This is a genomic window from Yersinia sp. SCPM-O-B-9106 (C-191) (genome assembly GCF_026183365.1).
GTDB classification, from domain to species: domain Bacteria; phylum Pseudomonadota; class Gammaproteobacteria; order Enterobacterales; family Enterobacteriaceae; genus Yersinia; species Yersinia rochesterensis.
The window spans coordinates 235,504-251,377 of record NZ_CP110791.1; the positions used below are offsets into that span (position 1 = coordinate 235,504).

Genomic DNA, 15,874 nt, shown 5'->3' on the forward strand with positions numbered 1-15,874 from the left:
CCAGAGTTACACGCCGTGTAACCAATCCATTTTTAGGCGGGGGAAAGGCAATTTTTTATTGACATAAAAAATGCTTATTCCCCGGTAAAATAGATGAAATTGATCCCCCAACGAGGCTAGGTTAATCAAACTGGTATCTAAATCCCGTTGTAAACGTGGCCCCAAAATATCGGCACAGGCTTTGCCATAACGGCCACTATAGGGGTAACCATAGCGCTGAGTCGCGGGAATACTGGCAAATGATATTTCGTTGCTGGTCGCTTCGGCGACCCATGAAGAAAGTTGTTGGGTTACTTTCTGATGACTAGAGATGCGTTCGAAAAATTGCGCCATGGCGTTAAGCGCGTCAGTATCTCCTGGGGAACCAAAAAGCCCCATGGCATAAGAGAATGCTAGTGGGTCTTTCACCGCCATATTTTCCAGCGCCAACTGGAACATTAAAGTTGAGGTTAATGGCTCAAGTTCCGTGATCGGGGAGTGGGTCAATTCCTGGCAGATAGCATCCCAGTATTTATGCATGTGGTGTGAATGGAATGCGTGGCGGATAAACAATTCCTGCAACTGTTTATCCTCAGTTTCTGCTGCACATCGTGCGAGGGTTTTGTCCAGCCCGTATAACAAGTGGCACATTTCAACCATCAGTTTGCAGCAGTGTGGCGCTAGCCCATAGTATTCACTTAGCTTGTCGCCCTCCAGCCAGCCGCGTAATACATGCAGTGTGGTAGTCAGACATTCATCTATCTCTTCGGGTTGAACAACATCCCAAAGTTCTCTGGCAATAGATAAATCATGCAGTGATACAAGGGGGATGGCTGGGGCGATGACAGTGTTATCCATAAAATAGACCTCAAATAATGAATATTAGCCGCCAACTCCTGACGACTGAAGCTGATGATAGGGGGGTTGTGGCGGACGGTTAGTTAAATAGGGAGGGTCTGATAGGCGGTAATGATGATAAATATTGTCATTCCACACCTCAAACCAATCTGCCAGCCGATGGCAGCTTGAAAAAATAGCGGCTACGGTTGCTGCTGGTAGCATTGGATGGTTCTCCAGCAGCTGTTCAAAGATATCGATATGGCCAAATTCTTTATCAACCATCAAGTGGCGAATAAGTTCATCAGTGAATGCCTGAGGCAAATCGTGTCGTTGGCCGACGGTTTGGTAAAAATCCACTACTGTTTGGTCATTATCCGTGGTGGCTTCCAGTAACGCCTCGCAAGCGTTGTATACCAGTGTCCCTAGAGGGGCGACGCTGCGCATAAATAGAGTGATATTTAATGTGCTTGCCAGTGGGCGGCTTTCATTTAGATAGTCTGCACTGATAGCTGTGGCCTCACAGGCGGTCATAAACAGCCGATAGTGATCCCATTCTTCGCTGAGATGGCGGAACTGGACTTGCTGTTCTCTTTCCGTGCTCGCGTACTGGACGGCGAGGGGCATATGTGACATTACGCTGCGGGTGTAATGCATATTTTCCTGCGCCCAACCAATCATTATCGATGCGGGTTCATGACCATCATACAGACCTTGCCATATCATCGGCTGGTCGTACATTTGGTGAACCCATATAGGGAGCCAACGGTTAAATTCCTGTAGAAATAAAGATGTTGGAATGGCGTGGTAATCCGGTAAACACCAGATAAAGCCAGCGTCCTCCAGAGAAGCGAGAGTGTTATTCAACTTATTGATATCAAGAGAAAGAATTGTGGCGATTTGTTCCGTAGTGTGTTTGCCATTACAGCACCCAAGTAGGCGATTAAAACGTTCCCATTCAGCAAGATCGGCAATGGTCAGCAAGACCCCTGCTCGTAAGGCTGTATTGGTTGATAGCGTGATATGAGGTAACAGTAAGGGCTTAGAACCTTCCATACGTGTTCGCTCCATTGTGTAACGTTATATGAACTGAGACATAAACTAACCTCCCTAATGTTCCAGGGAGGTTTCGGTTGTTATTGATCGGCGGCTGGCCGAGGTACGTTTTGTGCCGGTAATTTGGTTTCTAGAATAATTATTTCCATTTTTATACCCTCCATTATGTAAATAAATTCATATACAACATTCAGTTAATAAATACTGATAAGTGGTCGACCACCCACTTCTTGTTCTAAAACTCACTGGTTAAAAAGTCAACATATCCAGTTCCAAATGAGAGAAACTACAGATATCTTGTGAACAAGCCGCAACGCGAGAGTGGGGGGCAACCCATTGGATAATGAGGAAATAAACTTATTGGCAGAAAGTTTCGTTATTACGTTATATTGCGTGGTATTAGACCCAACCATATTGATTGGATGAGCGAATGGCTAAAAGCAACTACATTACCCGCGAGGGCTGGCAGGCGCTGGATCGGGAGCTGCATTATCTGTGGCGAGAAGAGCGGCCGATAGTGACACAAGCCGTGTCTGAAGCGGCCGCCATGGGTGACCGTTCGGAAAATGCCGAATATATCTATGGTAAGAAGCGACTGCGGGAAATTGACCGCCGGGTGCGCTTTCTGACCAAGCGCCTTGAAGTGCTGAAAGTTGTCGATCCCGACCCTCGTCAGGAAGGAAAAGTCTATTTTGGTGCTTGGGTGCGGGTAGAAAATGAATTAGAAGAACAACGCATCTTTCGTTTGGTCGGGCCGGATGAGTTTGATCCCGCGAAAAAATGGATTTCTATCGATTCGCCGGTGGCCCGTGCCTTAATAGGCAAACAGGTGGATGATGAAGTGACGGTGCAAACACCCAATGGCGAAGCAACCTACTGGATTTTAGAAATTCGCTATCGCCCATTTGACGAAAGTGTTGATAATTAAGCCCGACAATAAGCTTTGTAACAATTTCGACTAGAATATATACCATTAATAGCTGTCTGTTATACCCGTCATACTTCAAGCTGCATGTGCGTTGGCTTCTTTCGTTCACCCCAGTCACTTACTTATGTAAGCTCTTGGGGATTTACTCAGTTACCGCCTTCCTGCAACTCGAATTATTTAGGGTATAGAGTAAGTTTTTCTAACAATGTGCAGATTCGGGCAATACGGCCTTTGGGAGTAATAAAATGCAAGAGAATCACAAGATTCTGGTCGTTGATGACGATATGCGCCTGCGTGCGCTATTAGAACGTTACCTGACAGAGCAAGGTTTCCAGGTGCGCAGTGTTGCCAATGCTGAACAGATGGATCGCTTGCTGACCCGTGAGTCTTTCCACCTGATGGTGCTCGACCTGATGTTACCAGGGGAGGATGGCCTGTCTATTTGCCGCCGTCTGCGCAGTCAAAGCAACCCAATGCCGATCATTATGGTGACGGCGAAAGGTGAAGAAGTTGACCGTATCGTTGGGCTGGAGATTGGTGCGGATGACTATATTCCGAAGCCATTCAATCCCCGCGAATTGCTGGCCCGCATCCGTGCGGTATTGCGTCGTCAGGCTAACGAATTACCGGGCGCGCCTTCACAAGAAGAAGCGATTATTGCCTTTGGTAAGTTCAAACTGAACCTCGGGACTCGCGAGATGTTCCGTGAAGATGAGCCTATGCCATTGACTAGCGGCGAGTTTGCGGTGCTGAAAGCCTTGGTCAGTCACCCGCGTGAGCCATTATCTCGCGATAAATTGATGAACCTGGCGCGTGGCCGTGAATACAGCGCAATGGAGCGCTCTATCGACGTACAGATTTCACGTCTGCGCCGCATGGTAGAAGAAGATCCAGCGCATCCACGCTATATCCAAACCGTATGGGGTTTGGGCTATGTATTCGTGCCGGACGGCAGTAAAGCATGAGGCGATGGCGCTTTTCTCCGCGTAGCTCATTCGCCCGAACCTTATTACTGATTGTGACCTTGTTGTTTGTCAGTTTGGTCACGACGTATTTGGTGGTGCTGAATTTCGCCATTTTGCCCAGTTTGCAGCAGTTTAATAAAGTGTTGGCCTATGAAGTTCGTATGCTGATGACTGATCGACTGCAACTGGAAGATGGCACGCTACTTGAAGTCCCGCCGGCGTTTCGGCGTGAGATTTACCGTGAATTGGGGATTTCGCTTTATACCAATGCCGCGGCAGAGGAAAGTGGCCTGCGTTGGGCACAGCATTACAAATTTCTTAGTGATCAAATGGCCCAGCAATTAGGTGGGCCAACCGATGTGCGGGTTGAGGTGAATAAAAACTCCCCGGTTGTCTGGCTAAAAACATGGTTGTCGCCGGATATCTGGGTGAGGGTGCCATTAACCGAGATCCATCAAGGCGATTTTTCGCCACTGTTCCGCTATACCTTGGCCATCATGCTGTTGGCGGTCGGCGGGGCTTGGCTGTTTATCCGTATTCAGAATCGTCCCTTGGTCGAGCTGGAACACGCGGCTTTGCAGGTCGGTAAGGGTATTATTCCGCCGCCTTTACGGGAATATGGCGCTTCAGAAGTGCGTTCTGTGACCCGGGCATTTAACCAAATGGCGGCTGGCGTGAAGCTGCTGGCTGATGACCGCACTTTGCTAATGGCCGGGGTCAGCCATGACTTACGCACACCATTGACCCGGATTCGTTTGGCGACGGAAATGATGAGTGAAGCCGACGGTTATCTCTCTGAGTCGATCAATAAAGACATTGAAGAGTGCAATGCCATTATTGAGCAATTTATCGATTATCTGCGCACTGGGCAGGAGATGCCGACCGAATCGAGTGATCTTAATGCGGTGTTGGGTGAAGTGATTGCGGCTGAAAGCGGCTATGAGCGGGTAATTGAAACAGATTTATGCCAAGGCGAGGTCATGGTGGATATTCATCCGTTATCCATTAAACGCGCTTTGGCAAATATGGTGGTGAACGCCGCCCGTTACGGTAATGGTTGGATAAAAGTGAGTAGCGGCACTGAACTTCAACGCGCCTGGTTCCAGGTGGAAGATGATGGCCCCGGTATCAAGCCCGAAGATTTAAAGCATTTATTCCAGCCTTTTGTCCGTGGTGATAGCGCACGCAGCACCAGCGGCACCGGATTAGGGCTGGCCATTGTGCAGCGGATTATTGATGCGCACGCCGGTTCGTTGGATATCGGCACCAGTGAGCGGGGCGGATTACGGATTCGGGCTTATATCCCGTTGCCGTTGGATGTGAAGGCTAAGCCACCAGCAGTAGTATGAGTTTTATTTTTTTGGTTGTGGGTGTATCGGAGCATGTTTCGGTTGATATGAGTTAAGTGCTCAACTTACTCTCCGTAGCCTCAACCGAGCAGGAGGGCAAGCCGGCCCTCCTGCACCTGCGGCTTGCGCGAAATATTACTGCTATTCGCAGTCCCCTCCGGTAGCCGTTGGCCTTATCGAGCCAGCGCGAGTCGCGTCCTGCTCCAGCGCGCTTTTCGCCGCCGTCCATGGCGGCTCACTCGGGCCATCGTCTTTGTCGGTAATATCCCTGATTGCGCTCAAGATCAAAAGCCAATTCAAAACCTTATCTCTAAGATTTTGATTTTCTCTTTTGATTTTTAAAGCACATTTGAGCTGCCGAATGAAGAGTGAAGGTAGGACGCGAGGCAGGGAAGCCGAGCGAGCCGTGCTTGAGCATGAGCGAATCACGGCGGTCCGTTAGCGTAATGATGAGTGAGGGAATCCACGAAGTGGACAAGCGATACGTGCGTAAGCGCAGGGGTTCCAAGGGGGTGACGCGCTTGTAACCCCCTTGGCGGTTGGTTCATCGGAGACTAAGTAAACTCAGTTGCTTTAACAACCGAACCTGATCACCGAACAACCACAACCGAACCCGATCACCGAACAACCACAACCCAACCTGATCACTAAACCACCAAACCAGATCTAATCCATTGTTGATGTGCGAAAAACAAAAAGGGGCACCAATGTGCCCCTTTTGTCATCTTACAAAACCAAATCTAAATCAGATCTTTGGCCCTGCGCTGACTAGCGCGGCCCCGGCAGGGGTATCCGTATACTTATCGAAGTTAGTGGTAAAGCGCTTCGCTAAGTCTTCGGCTTTCTCTTGCCACTGCGCGACATCGGCGTAAGTATCGCGAGGGTCGAGGATGGCAGGGTCTACGCCCGGTAATGCCATCGGCACCGCCAGATCAAAGATAGGTAAAGTAAAGGTTTCAGCCTTATCAATTTCACCATTCAGAATGGCGTCAATGATAGCTCGGGTATCTTTGATGGAAATACGTTTGCCCGTGCCATTCCAGCCAGTGTTGACCAGATAAGCTTGTGCGCCCACCGCTTGCATACGTTTCACCAGCACTTCTGCATATTGTGTTGGATGCAGTGACAAGAATGCGGCACCAAAACACGCAGAGAAGGTTGGCGTCGGCTCAGTGACACCGCGCTCAGTACCGGCCAGTTTGGCGGTAAAGCCAGACAGGAAGTGATACTGGGTTTGATTTGCCGTCAGGCGAGATACCGGCGGTAATACGCCAAAAGCATCAGCCGTCAGGAAAATAACTTTAGTGGCATGGCCCGCTTTAGATACTGGCTTGACGATATTTTCAATGTGGTAGATAGGGTAAGAAACACGGGTGTTTTCAGTTTTGGAACCGTCATTGAAATCAACAGTACCATCTGGCAGTACGACTACGTTTTCCAGCAAAGCATCGCGCTTAATTGCATGATAAATATCGGGTTCTGCTTCTTCGGATAATTTGATGGTTTTGGCGTAGCAGCCACCTTCAAAGTTAAATACGCCGTCATCATCCCAGCCATGTTCGTCATCGCCGATCAACTTGCGTTTCGGGTCAGTGGACAGGGTGGTTTTACCGGTACCGGACAAGCCGAAGAAGATAGCAACATCGCCTTTTTCGCCGACGTTAGCCGAGCAGTGCATGGAAGCAATGCCTTTCAGTGGTAGCAGGTAGTTCATCATTGAGAACATACCTTTCTTCATTTCACCGCCATACCATGTGCCGCCAATCAGCTGCATACGTTCTGTCAGGTTAAAGGCGACAAAGTTCTCTGAATTCAGACCTTGCTCTTTCCAGTTCGGGTTAGTGCATTTAGCGCCATTCATGACGATAAAATCAGGTTCGAAATGGGCCAGTTCTTCATCTATTGGGCGGATAAACATGTTTTTGACGAAATGCGCTTGCCAGGCCACTTCAGTGACAAAGCGAACTTGCAGACGGGTATCGGCATTGGCACCGCAGAATGTATCAACAACAAACAGGCGCTTGCCAGACAACTGATTGGTTACCAACCCTTTCAGGTGGGCCCAGGTTTCTTGGCTCAGCGGTTTGTTATCATTCTTGCCTTTGCCTTGATCAGCCCACCACACGGTATCCTGCGTGATGGCATCTCGGACAATATATTTATCTTTGGGTGAACGGCCAGTAAAGATACCGGTGTCTACCGCAATTGCTCCTGTGGTGGTGAGGGTTCCGCGCTCGTATCCTTCGAGTGTGGGTTTGGTCTCTTCCTGGAACAGTAAATCATAGCTTGGGTTGTAAACAATCTCGCTGACGTTATGGATGCCATAGGCGGCGAGCTCCTGCGGGGTAATTCCTTTAACACTCATGTCATAACTCCTGGATCGTCAATTTTCTACCAGCGATTGTAATTACTCATCTCTGATTAACAGCGATAGCGTTCAAATATTTCAATATATGGCCTATTTTTCGCTAGGTTATGAGAGATAGGACACGGATTGTCGCAAGTATGAAACAGCAGGAGAAATAGCTGGGCACGAGTCAGCACCCAACTATGCATTACAATAATTAATGAATTTGTTCTGGTGACGGACTATTGCCGCTTTTTAATGTGGCGATATCAACCGCATCAAACAGGTAGTGAGTGCCGCAATACTCGCAATTCATATCGATATTGCCGTCCAGCTCGAGCATCTCTTTAACGTCATCTTCGGATAACGTCACTAATGCATCGGCACAACGTTCACGGGAACAGGTACAACGGAAGCTGACATTTTGTGGCTCATAAAGTGTCACTTCTTCCTGATGATATAACCGATACAGCACCTCATTGGCCGGCAGGGTGAATAACTCCTCGGCTTTAATGGTGGTGGTCAGTTGTGCCAGATGATCAAACTCATCTTCATTGCGATCGGTTGCTGGCAGAACTTGCAGCAACATACCGCCTGCGGCAGCTTTACCCTCTACACTACCCGTGCGGATGAACAGGCGGGTAGGGAGCTGTTCAGACTGCATAAAGTAATTTTCCAGACAGGCAGCGATGGTTTCACCTTCCAATGCCACGACGCCTTGATAGCGTTCCCCCTGTGCTGGCGTGATAGTGATCACCAGATAACCACTGTTGCCCATCATCTCTTTCAGGGTGCTTTCATCACTGATCTCGCCTTTAAAGCGGGCGACGCCACGCATTTCTTGTTGGTTATTGCCGTTAATCACTGCCAGTGATAGTGGGCCATCGCCGCCCTGCAATTGCACCGTAATATCACCGTCAAACTTGAGGGTAGCCGTCAGTAGACTGGTCGCGACCAACATTTCGCCCAACAGTTTTTGTACCGCGGGTGGATAATCATGATTGGCTAATACCTGCTGATAGGTTTCATTAACTGAAACTAGCTCACCGCGCACCGCATGGTTAGCGAACAGATAGCGATGTAGTTGATCGCGATTAGATTGGTCGTGATGAGACAGGTCGTGATTAGACATAGTTTTCTCTCTTTCTGGCTGCAAGCAGTTTACTCAGGCTCGCCTTGTTTAAATTTGATTAGGTTGCGACGCTCTTTTTTATCCGGCCGTCGATCCGGATGCGGCATAGTCAGAGCATTTAGCTTGCGCGCCTGTGCCACTTTCTCGCGGTTAGCAATGCTGGCCTCTGTTTCTTCATATAATGCCTGAGCTTCACTTGCGCCCCTGCGCTGGTGGTGTAGCGCCAAGACCCGTACTGTGCGCTCATCGTTTCCTTGGCGCAGGCGGATTTCAGCATTGATTTCAACTAACTTACTCGGTTTACCGCGCTGCCCGTTGTAGTGGACTTTGCCGCCGTCCACCATGTCCCGCGCGACGGCTCTGGTTTTGTAAAACCGGGCAGCCCAAAGCCATTTATCCAGCCGAACCGATTCATCCGAAGCTGTTTTATCCTTCATGAAAACTCCTGTCGTTAGGCTGAATTTCCCCACTCACTTGCGTAACTGCAATGCGGGCAATAGCTTACGGTAATCATTGATTGCAGGATGGCTGTGAAATGCCTTATCAGCACAGCTGGAATCTGGGTTTTCTATCCCCAGACAATAGCGGATACCAAAGGCGTGCGCGGCATCCAAAATCTTTTCACTGTCATCGACAAATAAGGTTCTGGCAGGATTCAGCCCAGTATGCTGTGTGACAGCTTGCCACAGCCGTTGATCTTCCTTTGGATAACCAAATGTATGGGTGGAAAGTAATAAATCAAGGTGCTGGTCGAGAGCGGTGTGCTCAATTTTTACCGCCAAGCTGTGCGGGTGGGCATTGGTGAGCAAAATAGTTTGCAAGCCGCGCTCCCGTAAACTGGTCAGAAAGGGCTGGGTATCCTGGCGCAGACGAACCCGGCTGCCCGCTTGTGTGGTCATGGCGTAGATATCTAAATCCAGTCGCTCACTCCAATAATCGAAGCAATACCAATTTAATGTGTGCTGCACTGCCAGATATTCATCATGGATAATTTTATGCGCTTGTTCCAGCGAGATTCCGCGCTGTTGGCTGAGAGTTTCCGGTACCTGCTTTAACCAGAAATGGCTGTCGAACTCTAAATCCAGCAGAGTGCCATCCATATCCAGCAGCACGGTATCAATTTCTTGCCAATTAAATTCAGGGGGCATAGCGGCTCCACAATCACAATAGTGGTGATAACCCGTCATACTTCAAGCTGCATGTGCGTTGGCCGCCCTTCTGCAACTCGAATTATTTAAGGTATAAATAATAGTTCATAATAAACGAAAAATGGCTAACGCAGGAAAGGTGTTGGAGTGAGGGTTTGGTTGAAGCAATTATCATAATAGCGCTGAATATTATCCATACGGCTACGGTTTTTCAGTATCCGCTGAATGAATAAGGTTGCATTCACCGCGAAACAAATCATCAGGGCCAGTAACAGCAGGCTGGTACCCAAATAACGGCCGAGTGTCACGATATCCGGTTCACTGTGTAATGCAATATGGCGGGTGCCATTGGCGTCGGTGGTGATATTGGTAATGATCCCTTCCGCCTTAAATGGGGTGTTGAGTAGCAGCCCAGAGAGCCGCTGTAACTCCCGCCATTGCTCAAGCGCACTGTAATCAAACAGTGGAACCGATGGAGCAGGGTGATTAACCAGTTGTTTACCTTCATCGCTGGTAATCAGGAACCCACCCGGCGGTGGGCTGTTTAACGCTTCTGTCGCCAAATGTGTTTCGCGGTAAACAAATGATGAGGTTGCCGTCTTAACCAGATTTTCCAAGGTGTCAGCACTGACTGGGCGTAACAGCACATTCATACCTTTTAAGGTGCCAGATTGTGCCCGTTTCACTAGCCCAGACCAATTTTTGGCATTACCTAAATTCACCAAGGCATTTTTTAGACGGATACAATCGGCGTCTCCACCACATAATGCCTGCGTTTTTAGGACGATATCAGCAAAGTTATCCAGCAAAATCATGCCGGATTTTTCAATCGCAGTTGCCAACTGTGGGTTAACGTTGGTATCCGTGCCTTGTGGGTGCAGTTGTTGGTTGACGGTCGCCACCAGCGCGGCCGCTTTTTCAATAATTTCAGATTCAGGTTGCGGCAAGGGTGCAGCGTTATTCCAATAGATACCGGAACAATCAAAAGGTGTAAAAACAAAATTGTGTGGGTTTTGGGTATTCGGTGGGACATAGCACATCCCCGTCCCCTGCGCTTTCAGCATATCGCCAATATGGAGTGGCATCTTTTCTAATGCTTCGACGCTGGTCACCTGCTGGCTTTGTGCGCCTTGTAACCAAGCAACACTTAATTTCAGCGGCAGACCCAATGGGATATAAATCAGTAATAATCCCATGACTAACAGTGAACCGGCCATCAGCGTCAGGTTTTTCCCCCAACGCTGTAGAGGAAAATGTTTCATTTCATCATGCAGGGATAAAAAAGCCCCCTGACGAACAACCTGACGATTGAGATAGATATCAATGTTGGTTTTTTTACCCAGATCATGAGCAAAATAAGGCCCCCAATGGGCCGGATAAATCAGATCTACAATCCCGAGTGAGATATTGTTCATCTGTCCCTGATTTGACTCACCGAACAGGCCCCAGCGCTTTGGTGTACCACTCAAGCAATGAACTTCCCGCAAGTCTTTCTCAGATAGCGGGCGGAACATATTCCAGCAAGCCCAACCGGTTAATATGGCTGCCACAATTATAAGCCAGGGCAGTATCACTGTTGGACCAGTCAGTGCAAAGAACAGCAATAGCAATGCTAAACAAATAGCCGCCGCTTCTTTTAGGCCATTAGCGCCATGCAGAGCATATTCTTCCGCTGTTTCCTTACGGATATTCAGCAGCTCAATATGCTCGCTATCCGCCTTGCGAATTGACGCATTTTGCGCCACTGAAGGTAAAATAGGCTGGTAACTATTCTCAGACTGGTGATTTTTCAGCGTATGCCCGTTGAGGGAAATAACCAGAGGGAGCGGCTGGGTTTGGATCAGTTCTACGTCATTATCCTGAGTAATATATTGTTCCCACGAAGCAGGTAAATGAACTTCAATAGAATCAAGATAATAACGCCAATTATTGGGTTCATCAGTGGCCACGCCATAGCGGGTAATGGCGCGCGTAACCGAATAAACATTGTCGCTTTGAGGGGTTAGAATAAGCTTCGTGGGTGAAGGAGTGCTGTTGCTCAGGCTATGAGTATCAAAAGTCGATTGGGGTTTAAGCCCAATTTTATCCTGTTGATTTAAGAGATAATTCTCAACGTTTACCCGCTCTTCAGGTGTCAGTTTGCGATGAGTAGGTTTTACGAACGGCAGAGTTGCAGTTACGGGAGCAGGGCGGCGGAATCGGAACCACCACCACAAACCTACTGCGATCAGACTGGTCAACAGTAAGGCCAATATTATGACTATTGTGCTCATCCCATCCCCATCCGAACGCCCCTGTTTTACGCCAACTCTATGAAATAACGCATTATCCCCGTCATACGTCAAGCTGCATGTGCGTTGGCTGCTTTCATTCACCCGAATCATTGACTGGCGTCAACTCATCTGGATTCACTCAATTGCCGCCTTCCTACAACTCGAATTATTTTGGGCATATATTATGCATAAACACCTTACAGAGGCATATAACAGAGTTATTCATCAAATAACTTAATGCAAGTGCTCTTTCACTGCCCGTAGGCTGATAAGGATAGCAAGGCTAAAACTTCGGTAATATCAGCATAATCCTATTTTCAAACACAATTTTTAACGAGTACTGCACTGAAATAGGATGAAAATTAACCAGTTGAATCTTGACTAAACTCGCCGCCATGTTAAAAACAGGTAAATTATATCTAACTAGCGTTGCGATAAAGGTTCTCATTAACGCACAATGTGATCAAGTTCTAATAAATTCCAGTATAAAGAGTCGGGTTAATCCGCGTGGGTAAAAAGTCGCTTATGAAGTAACCTTATTATGAGCCTGACTACCCTGATACGTGCCCGACACAGGCGGTAAGTTTTAATTTGGGGCCATTATGGAACACCTGCAAAAACCTAAAATACTTAAAATAGAAACGATTGCCTGCTCCCGCTTATTTACGGTTGAAGCCGTCGATCTCGAGTTCAGTAATGGCGTACAACGTGTCTATGAGCGCATGCGGCCATCAAATCGCGAAGCCGTCATGATCGTGCCCATTATTGGTGATGACCTATTGCTGATCCGCGAGTATGCCGTGGGTATAGAAGAGTATGAATTGGGCTTCCCCAAAGGGTTGATTGATCCCGGAGAGGGTGTATTAGAGGCCGCAAATCGCGAATTGATGGAGGAGGTTGGCTTTGGCGCTGAGCGTTTCGATTACCTCAGTAAACTGACGATGGCACCGTCCTATTTCTCCAGCAAAATGAACATTGTTGTGGCGCAAAACCTTTATCCACAAAGTCTGGAAGGCGATGAGCCGGAACCACTGCCCCAAGTGCGCTGGCCTATTGCGAATATGATGGCGCTGCTCGATGAACCGAATTTTCGCGAAGCCCGCAATGTCAGCGCCCTGTTTTTGGCTCAGGTATTTTTGACCAAAGCGGGTATGGCCTGATATTGAGCGGCTCGCCATAAAAAAGCCGGGACAATCTTGCGATTTCCCGGCTTTTATTTTGGTGCTAAAGCAGCTTAGTCGCCATTAGCACTCACTTCACCGCTCGTCAGAACAACTCGTGAGTCTGGCCGTTGTCCATTAGTGTCGTACCCGCTTCATGTACTGAATACTCGGTGGGTTGTGTCCCCTCGATAAAGTACTCTGAACGGCTACCCGGCCCGCCTGGAGATAGCTTGCCTGTTTGCTTATCAATCACGACACTGACGATACCTGGCGGTGGTGAAACTTGTTTTTCCGGCAGGCCTTCCAAGGCCGCTTTCATAAAGTCATTCCACGCCGGTTGAGCTGTTTTCGCTCCGCCCTCGGCCCCTGAAATCTGATCAGAAATAGCGCCAGATGCAGTGCTGCGGCCTAAGTCACGGCGATGATCGTCAAAACCAATCCAGACGGATGTCACGGTATCCGGGCCGTAGCCGGAGAACCAAGCATCTTTCGAGTTATTGGTGGTTCCGGTTTTACCGCCGATATCTTTGCGTTTTAAGTCGCGCCCAGCACGCCAGCCTGTGCCCATCCAGCCGGGTTCCCCGAAGATGTTGGAGTTCAATGCATCGCGCATCAAGAACGCCAGCGGTGTACTGATCACATGTGGCGCATATTGCTCATCGCTATTGAGCTTGGCCTGTGCTGGCGTAACTTGTTCCAGCTCTGGCATTGGCACATTGTTAGCATTATTCGTTTGTGAAGTTGCGACGTTTTCAGTGTTGTCGTCGGACAGCACGACCGAGCGCTGAGTATCGCCGTAAATGACCGGTAAATTGCACTCTGCACAGACAATTTTGGGTTTCGTTTCAAACAACACATTGCCCATATCATCGGTGATTTTGGTGATGAAATACGGGTCGACCAAATAGCCGCCGTTGGCCAACACCGCATAACCGCGGACGAGCTGTAATGGTGTGAATGACGCGGAACCCAGCGCCAATGATTCTGAATGCACGATATTCTGTGCCGGGAAACCAAAGCGCTCCAGATATTCAGCGGCATAATCCACACCCATGGCACGCATTGCCCGCACCATCACCACGTTTTTCGACTGGCCTAAACCTTGACGCAGACGAATCGGGCCATCATAAGTTGGAGGCGAGTTTTTGGGCCGCCAATCGGTGCCAGCACCCGCATCCCAGCGGGTAATTGGCAAGTCGTTAAGGATGGTTGCCAGAGTCAGGCCTTTGTCCATCGCCGCGGTATACAGGAAAGGTTTGATATTCGACCCGACCTGACGCAGCGCCTGTGTCACACGGTTAAATTTACTTTGGTTAAAGTCAAAACCGCCGACCAGTGCTTTGATTGCGCCATTGTTCGGGTCAATAGAAACCAAGGCGGAATTGACGTCTGGCACTTGAGCCAACCACCAACTCTCACCTACTTTTCTGACCCAAATCTGTTGACCTGGCTGTACCACATCAGTGACTTTCTTAGGTGTTGGCCCCTGAGCATTGTCAGATTTATAGGGGCGCGCCCAACGCATACCGGCCATCGGTAACGCCACACTGTTGCCATCCGCCAATATTGCTGTCGCTTGGTCGGCATTCGCTTGCGTAACGACCGCAGGCAACAGCGGGCCATAAACCGGCAATGTTTTCAGCGAATCAATAATTTTCTCATTGCTCCATGCGCTTTCACCCACTTTCCACAACACATTGGATGGGCCGCGATAGCCGTGGCGCATGTCATAAGCCAACACATTGGCACGTAAGGAATCCACCGCCGCCAATTGGAGTTTTCTAGTGATAGTGGTGTAGACCTGATAACCATCGGTATAGGCGTTTTCGCCATAGCGCTTAATCATCTCCTGCCGCACCATTTCAGACAAATAAGGTGCTGAGAAAGCAATTTGCGGCGCATGATAGTTGGCGACCAGTTCTTCACTGCGAGCTTGCTCGTATTGCGCCTGGGTGATGTATTTTTCATCCAGCATGCGTGATAGCACAACATTACGGCGCGCAACCGCCCGGTCATGTGAGTAGAGCGGGTTGAAAGTCGAGGGCGCTTTCGGTAAACCGGCAATCATCGCCATTTGACTGAGGGTCAACTCATTGACTTCTTTACCAAAATAAACCTGCGCCGCCGCCCCGACACCATAAGCGCGGTAACCCAGATAAATCTTGTTCAGGTACAACTCAAGAATTTCATCTTTCGTCAGTAACTGTTCGATACGAATGGCCAGGAAAGCTTCCTTGATTTTGCGCATCAAGGTGCGTTCCGGGCTTAAGAAAAAGTTTCGTGCCAATTGCTGAGTAATGGTGCTGGCACCTTGAGAGGCACGGCCGGAAACCAGTGCAATAGAAGCCGCACGCAGGATACCTACTGGGTCCACACCGTGATGCTCATAGAACCGGCTGTCTTCCGTGGCAATAAACGCATGCACCATTTCTGGTGGAATTTGTTTTAGTGTCAACGGGATACGGCGCTTTTCACCGTATTGGGCGATCAATTCGCCTTCGGCGCTATACACCAACATAGGCGTTTGCAGCCGGACATCTTTCAGTGTGGCAACGTCGGGTAGCTGAGGCTCAATATATTTGTACAGGCCAAATATCGAGGCTGCTCCCAGTAAAATGCAACACACCGCAAGGATCAAAAAATACTTTACGAACTTCACCTGAGATTTCCCATTCAATGTCAATTGGGCAGTTTATA

13 protein-coding genes are annotated in these 15,874 nt (G+C 48.8%); 4 read left to right on the plus strand and 9 right to left on the minus strand.

Features of this window, described 5'->3' with window-relative positions:
- Positions 1–6: 6 nt before the first annotated feature.
- A complete protein-coding gene (locus tag OP863_RS00895) occupies positions 7–837 on the minus strand; it encodes a hypothetical protein (protein ID WP_050291833.1) in 831 nt (276 codons plus the stop codon).
- Positions 838–861: 24 nt separating this feature from the next.
- On the minus strand, positions 862–1,872 hold the full coding sequence (locus tag OP863_RS00900) for a hypothetical protein (RefSeq protein WP_038637256.1): 1,011 nt from the start codon (positions 1,870–1,872) through the stop codon (positions 862–864).
- Between the two features lie 430 nt (positions 1,873–2,302).
- On the opposite strand from OP863_RS00900, the gene greB reads away from it, so the two are divergent.
- From greB to envZ, 3 genes are all read left to right on the plus strand, one after another.
- Complete coding sequence (greB, locus tag OP863_RS00905; RefSeq protein WP_038637253.1) at positions 2,303–2,800, plus strand: transcription elongation factor GreB; 498 nt, start codon at positions 2,303–2,305, stop codon at positions 2,798–2,800.
- Between the two features lie 245 nt (positions 2,801–3,045).
- Positions 3,046–3,765, plus strand: coding sequence for a two-component system response regulator OmpR (ompR, locus tag OP863_RS00910; RefSeq protein WP_004393220.1), 720 nt, complete (start codon positions 3,046–3,048; stop codon positions 3,763–3,765).
- The gene (gene envZ, locus OP863_RS00915) at positions 3,762–5,114 is read left to right on the plus strand and encodes a two-component system sensor histidine kinase EnvZ (protein ID WP_145588020.1); all 1,353 of its coding nucleotides are present in this window, start codon (positions 3,762–3,764) and stop codon (positions 5,112–5,114) included. Before ompR ends, envZ begins: the two co-directional genes overlap by 4 nt.
- A 141-nt stretch (positions 5,115–5,255) precedes the next feature.
- Here the strand turns inward: envZ and OP863_RS00920 are convergent, their stop codons facing one another.
- From OP863_RS00920 to OP863_RS00945, 6 genes are all read right to left on the minus strand, one after another.
- Entirely contained in the window at positions 5,256–5,396 is a 141-nt protein-coding gene (locus tag OP863_RS00920; RefSeq protein ID WP_186368317.1) for a hypothetical protein, read from the minus strand.
- Between the two features lie 463 nt (positions 5,397–5,859).
- The gene (gene pckA / locus OP863_RS00925; RefSeq protein ID WP_265525787.1) at positions 5,860–7,479 is read right to left on the minus strand and encodes a phosphoenolpyruvate carboxykinase (ATP); all 1,620 of its coding nucleotides are present in this window, start codon (positions 7,477–7,479) and stop codon (positions 5,860–5,862) included.
- 199 nt (positions 7,480–7,678) lie between these two features.
- Positions 7,679–8,593, minus strand: coding sequence for an Hsp33 family molecular chaperone HslO (gene hslO / locus OP863_RS00930; protein ID WP_038637247.1), 915 nt, complete (start codon positions 8,591–8,593; stop codon positions 7,679–7,681).
- 29 nt (positions 8,594–8,622) lie between these two features.
- Entirely contained in the window at positions 8,623–9,030 is a 408-nt protein-coding gene (gene hslR / locus OP863_RS00935; protein ID WP_145588018.1) for a ribosome-associated heat shock protein Hsp15, read from the minus strand.
- 33 nt (positions 9,031–9,063) lie between these two features.
- The gene (gene yrfG, locus OP863_RS00940; RefSeq protein WP_145509945.1) at positions 9,064–9,741 is read right to left on the minus strand and encodes a GMP/IMP nucleotidase; all 678 of its coding nucleotides are present in this window, start codon (positions 9,739–9,741) and stop codon (positions 9,064–9,066) included.
- A gap of 125 nt (positions 9,742–9,866) precedes the next feature.
- Positions 9,867–12,014: an intracellular growth attenuator family protein gene (locus tag OP863_RS00945; RefSeq protein ID WP_145588014.1), complete on the minus strand. Its 2,148-nt coding sequence runs from the start codon at positions 12,012–12,014 to the stop codon at positions 9,867–9,869.
- A 602-nt stretch (positions 12,015–12,616) separates the two neighbouring features.
- Between OP863_RS00945 and nudE the strand changes: the two genes are divergently transcribed.
- Positions 12,617–13,174, plus strand: a complete 558-nt coding sequence (nudE, locus tag OP863_RS00950; RefSeq protein ID WP_145588012.1) for an ADP compounds hydrolase NudE — start codon at positions 12,617–12,619, stop codon at positions 13,172–13,174.
- 106 nt (positions 13,175–13,280) lie between these two features.
- On the opposite strand, the gene mrcA is transcribed toward nudE, so the two are convergent.
- Positions 13,281–15,836, minus strand: coding sequence for a peptidoglycan glycosyltransferase/peptidoglycan DD-transpeptidase MrcA (mrcA, locus tag OP863_RS00955; RefSeq protein WP_265525788.1), 2,556 nt, complete (start codon positions 15,834–15,836; stop codon positions 13,281–13,283).
- Positions 15,837–15,874: the final 38 nt, after the last annotated feature.